Here is a 13,276-nt window from a genome sequence, read left to right on the forward strand (position 1 = left end):
ATTTGAATGAAATCCTACATTTTCTCGGACAAACGCCGTTCCCACGGTCAAGTATGTATATTGCACCGAGGACGTCACCGTTGGAAACGAGCTCGCTCGACATCGCCGAAATGCGCAAACGGCTTTTGAACCATGGCTTGAATGACGCTCGTTTGGGCCTCATTCGTCAAAACCGCCACAACATTCAAAAGGCCATTCCGCTTGCCCTGGATAGCCTCTTGAAATTCATTGATGATCTGCAGCCATTCGGCGCGATGCTCAGCGAAAAAAAGCGTCTTGAACGTGTTGGTGCAAACTTCATCAAACACTGGACGTTTATCGCGAACGCGGATTTTGGCGAAGAATACCTCGCATCTGTAAAGCAAATCGCGGCGATTCATACTCGCATCAATCTTGCGCCCTCACTTCAAATTGCGGGCTACACACACATGCGGGTTGGCCTGATTGAACACGCTGGGCACCGTGGATTTTTCCGCAAGCGCAACAACGCCTTGGTCGATGCGATCAGCCGTGCTGTGACGTTTGACATGGATTTGTCACTGAGCAGCTACCTGACGACGTCGGCGGAACGTTCAGCCTCTCTCAAACACGAGATGAGCCGCGATTTCTCGGACTCGTTGGGCAAGATTGTTGAAACACTTGCGGGCGCAGCAGAGCAAACCTCTGCCAATGTGAAACAAGCATCGATGTCGGCAGCAGATCTGTCCAATTCCGCGAGCGACATTCGTGGTGAGATGGAAAAGGCAACGATGTTGTCGACCACGGCTGCGCAATACGCCCAGACAGCGACCGATCAGGTGGAACGTTTATCCCAGAAGGTCGAAAACATCTCCAAGGCGGTTCAGATGATCAATGACATCGCGAACCAGACCAACCTCTTGGCTTTGAACGCCTCTATCGAAGCCGCGCGCGCTGGCGCTGTTGGCCGCGGGTTTAACGTAGTTGCGGGCGAGGTGAAGAACCTTGCGGCTCAGACCACCAAAGTAACCGAAGACATTAATAACCTGATCGAAGCCGTGCGGGTCGAAACGAACTCCGCGGTGAAAAGCGTTGGCGCGATCTCTGAACAGGTCTCGCAGGTGAACACAGCCTCGGTGTCGGTTCAGGATGCTCTGCGCGTTCAGGGTGAAGTTCTGGGCAACGTCATCATGTCGACCGTCGATCAGTCGCGTATCGGGTCCGAACACGTGGCGGAACAGGCGCACACATTGCGCACCACTGCCGACGATTACCTGCGCCGCATGGAAAGTCTCGACACCAACTGACGCAGATTAACTTGTCAGGGCATGCCCGTCACCGTATAGGCACGAGCATGCTCGATACCGCTTCAAATCGCCCCGCCCTGCCCGCTGAAATCGCACGTCGCCGCACGTTCGCGATCATTTCGCACCCTGACGCCGGTAAGACCACTCTTACCGAAAAGTTCCTGTTGTTCGGTGGTGCGATCCAGATGGCTGGTCAGGTCCGCGCTAAGGGCGAAGCGCGGCGCACACGGTCGGACTTTATGCAGATGGAAAAGGATCGCGGGATTTCCGTATCCGCATCGGCAATGTCGTTCGACTTTAAGAACTTTCGGTTCAACCTCGTTGACACCCCCGGCCACTCGGACTTTTCTGAGGATACCTACCGCACGCTGACGGCTGTTGATGCCGCCGTGATGGTGATCGACGGCGCAAAGGGTGTGGAAAGCCAGACCCAAAAGCTGTTCGAAGTCTGCCGTCTGCGTGACCTTCCGATCCTCACCTTCTGTAACAAGATGGACCGCGAAAGCCGTGATGTGTTCGACATCATCGACGAAATTCAGGAAAACCTTGCGATCGACGTGACGCCTGCGTCTTGGCCCATTGGGATGGGTAAAGAATTCATGGGCTGCTACGACCTCTTGAACGACCGTCTTGAACTGATGGATCGTGCGGACCGCAACCGCGTCGCAGAGAGCATCGAGATTAAAGGCCTCACCGATCCCGCGCTGAAGGAACACATCCCCGCGCATCTTCTGGAGAAATTCCTCGAAGAGATCGAAATGGCGCGCGAATTGCTGCCCGAGTTGAACCATCAGGCGGTCCTTGAGGGCCACATGACCCCGATCTGGTTCGGCTCTGCGATCAACTCTTTCGGCGTCAAAGAACTGATGGACGGCATCGGCAAATACGGCCCCGAACCGCAGCCGCAATCCGCTGACCCGCGTCAGGTTATGCCCGAGGAAAACAAGGTCGCTGGCTTTGTGTTCAAGGTTCAGGCGAACATGGACCCGAAACACCGTGACCGCGTGGCCTTTGTCCGTTTGGCCTCGGGCCACTTCCATCGCGGCATGAAGCTGACACACGTTCGTTCTAAAAAGCCTATGGCGATTTCGAACCCTGTTCTGTTCCTCGCCTCGGACCGCGAATTGGCCGAAGAGGCTTGGGCTGGCGATATCATCGGTATTCCGAACCACGGGCAATTGCGCATCGGCGACACCCTGACCGAAGGCGAAAACCTCAAGGTCACGGGCATCCCATCCTTCGCGCCAGAGCTTTTGCAGAACTGCCGCGCGGGCGACCCGATGAAGGCCAAGCACCTCGAGAAAGCTCTCATGCAGTTCGCCGAAGAAGGCGCTGCAAAGGTGTTCAAACCCGCATTCGGCTCTGGCTTTATCGTCGGTGTCGTTGGCCAACTTCAGTTCGAAGTGCTCGCTAGCCGGATCGAACTGGAATACGGCCTGCCCGTGCGCTTTGAACCGTCGCAGTTCACCTCTGCCCGTTGGGTTCAAGGGGATAAAGCCGCGGTCGATAAATTCATCACAGCCAACAAACAGCACATCAGCCACGACAACGACGGCGATGTTGTGTTCCTGACCCGCTTGCAGTGGGACATCGACCGCGTGGAGCGCGATTACCCCGATGTCAAACTGACCGCGACCAAGGAAATGATGGTTTAAGGGGCAAATGCCGCTCCGATTGACCTGAAGACGGTTTTCGGTATAGAAGGCCACAGCCCGCTTGCGGGAACTATTGACGCGGGGCGCGTTGGCATGTTGCGTCCCATAACCTTCGGCCCCCGACGGGCCGCGACTATGGACGTAAATGACAAAATTCTCTGATCTGAACCTTGATGCAAAGGTTCTCAAGGCGATTGCCGAAGCCGGCTACGAAACCCCAACCCCTATTCAGGCTGGCGCTATTCCCGCTGCCCTCGAAGGCCGCGATGTTCTAGGCATTGCGCAGACGGGCACAGGGAAAACCGCATCTTTTACGCTGCCAATGATCACCCTTTTGGGCCGTGGTCGCGCACGTGCACGGATGCCGCGGTCGCTCGTTCTTTGCCCGACCCGCGAATTGGCGGCTCAGGTGGCTGAGAACTTTGACGTTTACGCAAAGCATACAAAACTGACAAAGGCCCTGTTGATCGGCGGCGTGTCGTTCAAAGACCAAGACGCGGCAATCGACCGTGGTGTTGACGTTCTGATCGCCACCCCCGGCCGTCTGCTTGACCATTTTGAGCGTGGTAAACTGCTGCTCACTGGCGTGCAGATCATGGTCGTCGACGAAGCTGACCGTATGCTCGACATGGGCTTTATCCCTGACATTGAACGCATCTTTAACCTGACGCCGTTCACCCGTCAGACGCTGTTCTTCTCGGCCACTATGGCGCCCGAGATTGAGCGCATCACAAACACCTTCCTGCACACCCCCGCCAAGGTCGAGGTGGCCCGTCAGGCGACCGCGTCCGAGCGTATTGAACAGCACGTTGTGCATTTCAAAGGCTCCCGTCGTGACCGCGCAGCGAGCGAGAAGCGTCAGCTTCTTCGCGCGCTGATCGATGCCGAAGGCGATAAGCTGCAGAACGGAGTGATATTTTGTAACCGCAAGTCGGACGTTGATATCTGCCACAAATCGCTGAGCAAATACGGCTATGACTCGGCCCCGATCCATGGCGATCTGGACCAGAGCCAGCGGAACTCTACGCTCGAATCCTTCCGCGAAGGCAAGATCAAGATCTTGGTGGCCTCTGATGTGGCTGCCCGTGGTCTGGACGTGCCTTCTGTGACCCACGTCTTTAACTTTGACGTGCCAGGCCACCCAGAAGACTACGTGCACCGCATTGGCCGCACAGGTCGCGCTGGCCGCGATGGTAAAGCCATCATGATCTGCGAACCGCGCGACGAAAAGAACTTCGACGCCGTTCAAAAGCTGTTGGGCAAGGACATTCCTGTTCTAGAAAACCCGCTCGGCCAGATCGAAGCCACCGAGGACAAACCCGAGGCGTCAGACGACAAGCCAAAGCGCAGCCGTAGCCGCCGTGGTGGATCGCGCAAGAAAGACGAAGCCGCGAAACCGCAGGAACAGGTGGTTGAGGCCCCTACCCCTGAGGTCGTCGAAGAAGTCGCTGCCGTTGAAAAGCCAATGGAGCGCGAACAGCGTCCGCAGCGCGACAACAACCGCGACAACAATCGTGATCGTGGCCAACGTCGTGACCGCCGCCGTGACCGCGACGATCAGGTGATCGGGATGGGCGACGATGCCCCCGCCTTTATCCGGCTCAGTTTTGACGAGCGCCGCAAAGCCTAAACAAAAAAGCCCGCGAAGATCACTCTTCGCGGGATTTTTAATCTCTCGCCGATCAGTTCAATCGGCTGATGATGATCGTCACTTCCGGCTTTTTACCAATCTCATTCTGGCACGAATTCCGAATGATACGGCGCAGCTGAGTTTCCAATTCATCATCATCCAAGAGCGTCTTGTCATCGGCGCGGTTAATGAACTGGCTCAGGTCCTCTTCGAGAACATCAACGAGCGGCGCGTTGTTGCGACCCATTTCAGGAAGCCCCATCAGTTCGCACCACGGATCGCCCAGCGGCTCATCATGTTCATCGATGATCAACGTCGCGGTCACATGACCGTTCAGCGCCATGCGGATACGGTCGCGCACGATGCCATCCAGCGCACCAATCTGCACCGAACCGTCCAAATAGGTGCGGCCCGTTTCGACATAGCCGCAAACCTCAGGGCGATTGCCTGACAAGTTCACCATTGTGCCGTTTACCGCAATCACGCCTGTGATCCCGCTTTCCGCGCCCAGCTTTACATGTTCGCGCAGGTGGCGGTGTTCACCGTGCATTGGGATCAGCATTTGTGGCTGCATGATCTGGTGCAGTTTCTTCAGATCAGGACGGTTCGCGTGACCCGATACGTGGTAGAGGCCACCACGGTCATCAATCACCTCAACCCCCTTTTCCGACAGCGCGTTCATGATGCGGATCACACCACGTTCGTTGCCTGGGATGGTCTTGGACGAAAAGATGAACGTATCGCCCTCTTTGAGCGACAGGCCGAGGTATTTACCTTGAGACAGTTGGGCAGAGGCCGCGCGGCGTTCACCTTGGGAGCCAGTGACCAGCAGCATGACGTTTTCGCGCGGGATGCTCGCCGCATCTTCGGGCGAAATGACCGATGGGAAGTCCGACAGGATACCTGTCTCAATCCCTGCCTCGACCATCCGACGCATTGCACGACCCAAGAGACAGATCGACCGACCCGCGTTTTGCGCGGCAACAGCCAGCGTTTTCAAACGCGCGATGTTCGACGCAAAGGTGGTCGCAACGACCATGCCTTTTTGCTCTTCGATCAGCGCCTGGAGCGGTTTGGCGAGCTCAGCCTCGCTCCGCCCTGCGTGTTCGGAAAACACGTTGGTGGAATCGCACACAAGCGCCTTGATGCCGCCCTTTGCGATTTCAGACAGCATATCCTCGTCAAAGGGTTCACCAACGACAGGCGTTTTGTCGATCTTGAAGTCGCCAGAGTGGAACACACGGTCGTTAGGCGTTTCGATCAACAGACCGCCGCTCTCTGGGATGGAGTGGCTCATCGGCACGACCGAAACGGTAAACGGGCCGCATTTCGTGACCGCAGGATAGGCACCTACGGTGCGCACGATGCCTTCGGGCAGGTGTTTTTCGGACAGCTTGCGGGTCGCGATATTCGCGGTGAAGGTCCGCGCATAGATCGGCGCTCCGAGGCGTTCCCACAAGAGGCCAACGGCCCCCACGTGGTCCTCGTGCGCGTGGGTGATAAAAATCCCTTCGATCTGATCCTTACGCTCTTCGAGCCACGTGATATCAGGGAAAATCAGGTCGACACCGGGGCTCCCATCCATATCGGGGAAGGTCACACCGAGATCGACAACGATCAGACGTTCCTTATCTGGTGCGCCATATCCGTAGACATAGGCGTTCATGCCGATCTCGCCCGCGCCACCGAGCGGCAGGTAAATCAGTCGTTCACTGCTCATGTAGTTTCCTTATTGTAATCATTGATCACGGTCAGACCGTGCATGGTCAGGTCATCCTCGATCACATCGAAGAGGTTATCGACCTGTTCAAAAAGACGAGCGAGCCCGCCTGTCCCGATGATTTTCATCGGCGCATCATATTCATCGCGGATGCGCGCGCAGATTTCTTTGATGAGGCCAACATAGCCCCAGAACACGCCCGATTGCATACAAGCAACGGTATTGGTGCCGATCACCGTTTGAGGACGGCTGATATCGACGTGAGGCAGGGCAGCCGCCGCACGGTGCAGCGCCTCTAGGCTGAGGTTCACACCGGGGGCGATCACGCCACCAACATAGGCACCATCATCTGCCACAACATCAAAGGTGGTCGCGGTGCCGAAATCGACGACGATCAGGTTGCCGCCGTGCCGCGAATAAGCGCCAGCAGAGTTTACCAGACGGTCGGGGCCAACAGTCGTTCCCGCATCCACACGCGGTTGCTGCGGGAGAGCGCACTCAGGTTTGCCAACAACGAGCGGGCGACAGTTGAAATAACGATCCGCCAGAACGCGCAGGTTAAATACCACACGGGGCACCGTGGACGAGATGATCACTTCGTCGATTTCAACGTTGATCTTCTGGTGCGCCATCAGCGTCGAGAGCCAGACGAAATACTGGTCCGCCGTGCGCTGGTGTTCGGTTGAGGTCCGCCACGTCGCGATAAAGTCCTGCCCATCCCAGACAGAAAACACGGTGTTTGTGTTGCCACAGTCGATGCACAAAAGCATGGCCTGCCCCCTTTAGAAATGCACGTCGGCGGCGCTGATCGTAACAGGGCCGCGCCCTGTGATCAGAACCAAATTGCCGTCGCGGTCGATGGTATCAAAGATACCTGTCAAAGTCTCTTGGGCGGTGCGGGCTGTGATCGTTTCCCCCAACCGCGCCGCATTGCGGAGCCAATCCGCACGAATACGTTCGAACCCGAAATAAGTCAGTTTGTTTTCTTGGGTAATGAAATTCGTCGCAAGAAGGCTCAGGAAATCCTTTGGCCTGATCACATGGCCTGCCACGGAAGACACGCTCACAGGTGGGAATGCTGCTCCTTCAACCCCTTGAGGGACCGTAGCGAGGTTCACCCCTACGCCAATCGACAACCAATTCACACTTTCCGCCGTGCCACTGCTTTCCAGCAAAATGCCCGCCACCTTGCCCCCGTCGAGCAAAACATCGTTCGGCCATTTCAAAGAGAGCCGTTCGCGGGGCACCCAGAAGGCCAGCGTTTCAAACAAAGCAACAGCGGCGAGGAACGACCGAAGCGCTGCATCCTGTGGTGTGGCTTTGGGTTTATAAACCAGCGTCGCAGCGAGGTTCCCGCGTGGATCCACCCATTGCTTCCCACGCCGTCCCCGCCCTGCGGTTTGGCGTTTGGCCATAATCCATGTCGGAACACGGATCGAGGCCACCCTTAAGGCAGCCTCGGTCATTGTGCTATCAACCTCGTCCAAGACGACAAGGTCAACGCCCGTGGGCCAACGTGGCCCTGCGTTTAGATCAGTTGACAAGCGCCTGCGCCGCCTCAGCTGCCATCGGCACGATACCAAAGAGGTTCACGATACCAACCAGCATGATCACAGCGGACGCCACCAGCATGCCCCATGCGACAGGCGACATAGTGCCATCGAGAGCATCAGAGTCTTCGCCGAAGTACATGTAGTAAACGACGCGCAAGTAGTAGAACGCACCGATCACTGACGCGATACCAGCGGCCACAGCGAGCCATACGAGGTCAGCCTCAAGCGCTGCACGGAACACAGCCAGCTTACCCATGAAGCCGAGCATCGGCGGAACGCCAGCCAGCGAGAACATCAAGACCAGCAGTGCCACCGCCTTGAGTGGCTCTTTTTTCGAATACATCGACAGAGCTTTGATCTCGGTGACTGGTTTACCGTCTTTTTCCATCGACAGAATGAAGGCGAATGAACCGATGTTCATGGTCACGTAGATCGACATATAGACCAGCATGGCTTCAACACCCATTGCGGTGCCAGCAGCCAGACCCATCAGGGCAAAGCCCATGTGAGCGATCGACGAATACGCCATCAGACGTTTGATGTTGGTCTGACCGATTGCGGCGATTGCGCCAACGAACATCGACAGGATCGAGAGCATCATGACGATCTGCTGCCAGTCGCCAACAACACCACCGAAGGCGTCATAGACAACACGAGCGAAGAGGCCCATCGCAGCGACTTTGGGTGCGGTCGCAAAGAACGCGGTCACTGGGGTCGGCGAACCTTCGTAAACGTCAGGGGTCCACATGTGGAACGGTGCTGCCGAAACCTTGAACGCGAAGCCCGACATCATGAAGACCATGCCGAATAGCAAGCCGATGGAGACGTCGTGACCAACAGCGGTCAGGATGCCCGAGAACAGTGTGGTGCCAGCAAAGCCGTAGGTCAGCGATGCACCGTAGAGCAGCAGACCAGAGGACAGAGCGCCGAGAACGAAGTATTTCAGACCAGCTTCGGTCGATTTCGCGCTGTCACGACGCAGCGAAGCCACGACGTAGAGAGCGAGGGATTGCAGTTCGAGGCCCATATAGAGAGCCATCAGGTCGCCAGCCGAAACCATGACCATCATACCCACAGTCGCGAGAGCAACGAGGATCGGATATTCAAAACGCAGAAGATCGCGTTTCGCCATGTAGTCGATGCTGACGATCAGAACCGCAGCCGCCGAGAACAGGATCACAACCTTGGCAAAGCGCGAGAAGCTATCGTCGATGAACATGCCACCAAACGCTTCTTGTGTGCCCTGCCCGTTCAGGCCGATCCATGCGCCGAGCACAAGGAACACACCAGCGGTGAGCCATGTCAGGAAAGACGCGGTTTTGTCTTTGCCAGTGTAGACTGCACCGAGCAGCGCACCCATCGCAAAGAGCGCGAGGATGATTTCCGGAAGGACGATTTGGATATCGCTCGAGATCATTTGTCCGGCTCCTTAGTGTGCAGCGACTTCGGCCACAGCGGCGACGGTCAGGTCGCTCGCCTCGATGGCGGTGTGGACGTGGTGAACCAGTGCTTCAACGCTCGGCCCGATGAGGTCGGTCACGAGGCTCGGGTAGATACCCAAGAGCAAGGTCATGATGACGAGCGGTGCAAAGATCATCTTTTCACGGCCAGTCATGTCGGTGATGGATTTGAGGCTCTCTTTGATCAACTCGCCCATGACGACGCGGCGGTAGAGCCACAGCGCATAAGCTGCCGAGAAGATCACGCCGAGTGCCGCAACAGCAGCCACCCAAGTGTTCACTTGGAAGACACCCATGAGCGTCAGGAATTCACCGACAAAGCCCGAGGTACCCGGCAGACCAACGTTCGCCATCGTGAAGAACATAAACAACAGCGCGTAAGCCGGCATACGATTTACGAGGCCACCGTATGCGTCGATGTCACGAGTGTGCATGCGGTCGTAGATCACGCCAACACAGAGGAACAGTGCGCCAGAGATAAAGCCGTGGCTGATCATCTGGAAGATCGCACCGTCAATACCCTGCTGGTTCATCGCGAAGATACCCATGGTCACGTAGCCCATGTGTGCAACCGACGAATAAGCGATCAGCTTTTTCATGTCCTCTTGGACCAGTGCGACGAGCGAGGTGTAAACGATCGCAATAGCCGACATCCAAAGTACCAGATCACCCATCACAGCAGAGCCAACTGGGAACATCGGGAGCGAGATGCGCAGGAAGCCGTAGCCACCCATCTTCAACAGGATCGCAGCCAGAACAACCGAACCAGCGGTCGGTGCTTGAACGTGTGCGTCAGGCAACCAAGTGTGAACAGGCCACATTGGCATTTTCACCGCGAAAGATGCAAAGAACGCGAGGAACAGCATGGTCTGAAGACCGCCAACCACCTGAATACCGAGCACCGAGAAGCCAGCGGTCGAGAATTCGTGGGTCATCAGGGTCGGGATATCCATCGTGCCCGCGTCTGCATACATCGCAACCATCGCCACCAGCATCAGCACGGAGCCGAGGAAGGTGTAGAGGAAGAATTTGAACGACGCGTAGATGCGGTTCTTACCACCCCAGATACCGATGATGAGGAACATCGGGATCAGGCCTGCTTCGAAGAAGACGTAGAACAGGACCAGATCCAGCGCCATGAACACGCCGAGCATCAGCGTTTCCAGCATCAGGAACGCAATCATGTATTCTTTGGTGCGGTGCGTCACGTCCCAAGCCGACCAGATCACCAGCGGCATGAGGAAGGTCGAGAGCATCACGAACAGAAGCGAAATGCCGTCTACGCCCATTTTATAGTGAAGACCAAAGAGCCACTCGCGGTCTTCGACGAACTGCATTCCAGTGTTCGACGGATCGAAACCAGCCAGAATGAACAGCGACACGAGGAAGGTCGCAACGGTCGCAATCATTGCCACCCATTTGGCGTTCTTACGGGCGCCTTCATCGTCACCACGCAGGAACAGGGCCAGAATGGCCGCGGCCAAGAGCGGGATGAAGGTTACGATCGAAAGAAGATTTTCCATTAGTGCGATCCCCCGGTGAGCGTCACCCAGGTCAGAATGACCGCGATGCCCAGAACCATCGCGAAGGCGTAAGTAAAGACGTAACCGGACTGGGCGCGGCCTGCGAGTTTGGTCAGGAAGGGCACGATACCCATCGCCAGACCGTTGATCCCGCCGTCGATTGTTTGCTCGTCACCGCGTTTCCAGAAGAAGCGACCGATGGCCTTAGCAGGCTGGACAAAGACGAAGTCATACAGCTCGTCGAAGTACCATTTGTTGAGCAAGAAGTTGTAGAGCGGAGCCTGGTTCGCTGCCAGCTGTGCGGGCAGGTGCGGCTTGCGGATATACATCACCCAAGCGGTGAAGAAACCGATCAGCATCGCGATAAACGGGCTAACCTTGACCCACACTGGCGAGTGGTGCGCAGCGTCGAGAACTTCGTTCGAAGCGTCCGACATGTAGATCGCGCCACGCTCTGCACCGTGATGCTCTGCCGCCATTGCAGCGTGAGACGCATCTGCAGCGACTTCACCGTGGGCCGCGTCAGTCGCGGCATGTTCCTCAGCGGGTGCAGCGTGATCGGTAGCAGCGCCCTCTTCGGTTGCAGCAACGTGGTGCGGCATGCCGAAGAATTCGGTCATTTTGTCATGATCGCCGAAGAACGGCTTCAGCCAGATCATACCCGCAAAGATCGCGCCCATAGCAAGAACACCAAGCGGCACCAGCATAACCAGCGGGCTTTCGTGTGCGTGTTCATGTGCGTGATGATCGCCACGTTCTTTGCCGTAGAAGGTCATGAACATGAGGCGCCACGAGTAGAACGAGGTGAACAGAGCCGCGATAACCAGTGCCCAGAAGGCAAAACCGTTACCCGAAGCGTAAGCACTCTCGATGATCGCATCTTTGGACAGGAAGCCAGCGAAACCGTAGTAGGTCAGCGGGATACCAACACCGGTAATAGCCAGCGTACCAATCATCATCGCCCAGAATGTGAACGGGATTTTCTTACGCAGGTTACCGTAGTTCCGCATGTCCTGTTCGTGGTGCATCGCGTGGATGACCGAACCGGCGCCAAGGAACAACATCGCCTTAAAGAATGCGTGTGTGAACAGGTGGAACATCGCAGCGCCGTAGATACCTGCGCCAGCCGCAACGAACATGTAGCCCAGCTGCGAACAGGTCGAGTATGCGATCACGCGTTTGATGTCGTTCTGAACGAGGCCGACAGTTGCCGCAAAGAATGCAGTCGCAGCGCCCAAGTACATGATGAACGATTTGGTTTCCGGTGCGTATTCGAACAGCGGCGACATGCGGCAGACGAGGAACACACCTGCGGTTACCATGGTTGCTGCGTGGATCAGAGCCGAAACAGGTGTCGGGCCTTCCATCGCGTCAGGCAGCCATGTGTGCAGGATCAGCTGAGCCGATTTACCCATCGCACCAACAAAGAGCAGGAAGGCCAGCAGGTTTGCGGCGTTCCAATCGCTCCACAGGAAGTGAAGTTGGGTTTCAGCCAGATGCGGCGCATTATCAAAGATAACGTCGAACTGGATGCTGTCGGTCAGCATGTAGAGACCGAAGATACCCAGTGCGAAACCAAAGTCACCAACGCGGTTCACAACGAAAGCTTTCATCGCAGCAGCGTTTGCCGACGGTTTTTTGTAGTAGAAACCGATCAGCAAGTAGGATGCGACGCCCACGCCTTCCCAGCCAAAGAACATCTGTATGAGGTTATCAGAGGTAACCAGCATAAGCATGGCGAAGGTAAAGAACGACAGATAGGCAAAGAAACGTGCCTTGTAGTGTTCGTGATGACCCCAGTTTTCGTCATGCGCCATGTAGCCCATGGAATAGAGGTGCACGAGCGACGACACCGTGTTCACAACGATCAGCATGATCACGGTCAGACGGTCGATACGGATCGCCCAATCGGTGCTCAGCGTGCCAGAGTTGATCCAGTCCAGCAGGTGGATCGTGTAAGCTTGGCCGTCAAAATTCAGGAACAGAACCCAGCTCAGCGCAGCACAGAGGAACAGGATGCCAGTGGTCAGCCACTGCGCGCCCTTTTCACCGATATAGCGCCAGCCGAAACCCGCGATAAGCGACCCGACAAATGGGGCAAGAAGGATAAACTTTTCCATGTCGGATCAGCCTTTCATCACGTTGACGTCTTCAACGTCGATGGTCCCGCGGTTGCGGAAGAAACAGACGAGGATCGCGAGGCCAATCGCCGCTTCAGCAGCAGCAACCGTCAGCACGAAGAGGGTGAACACCTGGCCAACCAGATCGTTCAGGAAGGACGAGAAAGCGACGAAGTTGATATTGACCGACAGAAGGATCAATTCGATCGACATCAGCAGGATGATGATGTTCTTGCGGTTCAAGAACAGCCCGAAAATCCCGATGACGAACAGTGCCGCAGCGACTGTGAGATAGTGTTCAATTCCGATCATTTCTTCCGTCCCTCGCTTTTGTTTTTCGCGAATTTTGG

At 56.4% G+C, this 13,276-nt stretch carries 10 protein-coding genes; 3 read left to right on the top strand and 7 right to left on the bottom strand.

The features are described from left to right. The first annotated feature begins 80 nt into the window (after positions 1–80). The 3 genes from AC07ED_RS08300 (at position 81) to AC07ED_RS08310 (ending at position 4,550) form a co-directional block, all read left to right on the top strand. Positions 81–1,265 (top strand): globin-coupled sensor protein, encoded by a 1,185-nt coding sequence (locus AC07ED_RS08300; RefSeq protein WP_158664528.1) that lies wholly within the window; start codon positions 81–83, stop codon positions 1,263–1,265. A gap of 47 nt (positions 1,266–1,312) precedes the next feature. After that, positions 1,313–2,920, top strand: coding sequence for a peptide chain release factor 3 (locus AC07ED_RS08305; RefSeq protein ID WP_105235376.1), 1,608 nt, complete (start codon positions 1,313–1,315; stop codon positions 2,918–2,920). 145 nt (positions 2,921–3,065) lie between these two features. Next, the gene (locus AC07ED_RS08310; RefSeq protein WP_105235377.1) at positions 3,066–4,550 is read left to right on the top strand and encodes a DEAD/DEAH box helicase; all 1,485 of its coding nucleotides are present in this window, start codon (positions 3,066–3,068) and stop codon (positions 4,548–4,550) included. A gap of 52 nt (positions 4,551–4,602) precedes the next feature. Here AC07ED_RS08310 and AC07ED_RS08315 read toward each other — a convergent pair whose 3' ends face one another. From AC07ED_RS08315 to nuoK, 7 genes are read right to left on the bottom strand one after another with little or no spacing between them, the layout of a single operon-like run. After that, the gene (locus AC07ED_RS08315; RefSeq protein WP_105235378.1) at positions 4,603–6,270 is read right to left on the bottom strand and encodes a ribonuclease J; all 1,668 of its coding nucleotides are present in this window, start codon (positions 6,268–6,270) and stop codon (positions 4,603–4,605) included. Continuing rightward, positions 6,267–7,040, bottom strand: coding sequence for a type III pantothenate kinase (locus AC07ED_RS08320; protein ID WP_105235379.1), 774 nt, complete (start codon positions 7,038–7,040; stop codon positions 6,267–6,269). The genes AC07ED_RS08315 and AC07ED_RS08320 overlap by 4 nt, the downstream gene beginning before the upstream one ends. 12 nt (positions 7,041–7,052) lie before the next feature. Beyond that, positions 7,053–7,814 carry a biotin--[acetyl-CoA-carboxylase] ligase gene (locus tag AC07ED_RS08325; RefSeq protein ID WP_478242077.1) on the bottom strand — a complete coding sequence of 254 codons (762 nt, stop codon included), beginning with the start codon at positions 7,812–7,814 and terminating at the stop codon, positions 7,053–7,055. Continuing rightward, complete coding sequence (gene nuoN, locus AC07ED_RS08330; RefSeq protein WP_105235381.1) at positions 7,804–9,240, bottom strand: NADH-quinone oxidoreductase subunit NuoN; 1,437 nt, start codon at positions 9,238–9,240, stop codon at positions 7,804–7,806. The genes AC07ED_RS08325 and nuoN overlap by 11 nt, the downstream gene beginning before the upstream one ends. A 12-nt stretch (positions 9,241–9,252) precedes the next feature. Further along, entirely contained in the window at positions 9,253–10,806 is a 1,554-nt protein-coding gene (locus tag AC07ED_RS08335) for an NADH-quinone oxidoreductase subunit M (RefSeq protein WP_105235382.1), read from the bottom strand. Further along, positions 10,806–12,926, bottom strand: coding sequence for an NADH-quinone oxidoreductase subunit L (gene nuoL / locus AC07ED_RS08340; RefSeq protein WP_105235383.1), 2,121 nt, complete (start codon positions 12,924–12,926; stop codon positions 10,806–10,808). Before nuoL ends, AC07ED_RS08335 begins: the two co-directional genes overlap by 1 nt. 6 nt (positions 12,927–12,932) lie before the next feature. Next, a complete protein-coding gene (gene nuoK, locus AC07ED_RS08345; protein ID WP_067549185.1) occupies positions 12,933–13,238 on the bottom strand; it encodes an NADH-quinone oxidoreductase subunit NuoK in 306 nt (101 codons plus the stop codon). Positions 13,239–13,276 lie beyond the last annotated feature (38 nt).

Source organism: Aestuarium zhoushanense (genome assembly GCF_056431045.1).

Coding starts and splice junctions, on each gene's coding strand:
- nuoL (WP_105235383.1), bottom strand. CDS start 12,926: ATGGAAAAGTTTATCCTTCTTGCCCCATTTGTCGGGTCGCTTATCGCG.
- AC07ED_RS08315 (WP_105235378.1), bottom strand. CDS start 6,270: ATGAGCAGTGAACGACTGATTTACCTGCCGCTCGGTGGCGCGGGCGAG.
- AC07ED_RS08305 (WP_105235376.1), top strand. CDS start 1,313: ATGCTCGATACCGCTTCAAATCGCCCCGCCCTGCCCGCTGAAATCGCA.
- nuoK (WP_067549185.1), bottom strand. CDS start 13,238: ATGATCGGAATTGAACACTATCTCACAGTCGCTGCGGCACTGTTCGTC.
- AC07ED_RS08335 (WP_105235382.1), bottom strand. CDS start 10,806: ATGGAAAATCTTCTTTCGATCGTAACCTTCATCCCGCTCTTGGCCGCG.
- AC07ED_RS08320 (WP_105235379.1), bottom strand. CDS start 7,040: ATGCTTTTGTGCATCGACTGTGGCAACACAAACACCGTGTTTTCTGTC.
- AC07ED_RS08310 (WP_105235377.1), top strand. CDS start 3,066: ATGACAAAATTCTCTGATCTGAACCTTGATGCAAAGGTTCTCAAGGCG.
- nuoN (WP_105235381.1), bottom strand. CDS start 9,240: ATGATCTCGAGCGATATCCAAATCGTCCTTCCGGAAATCATCCTCGCG.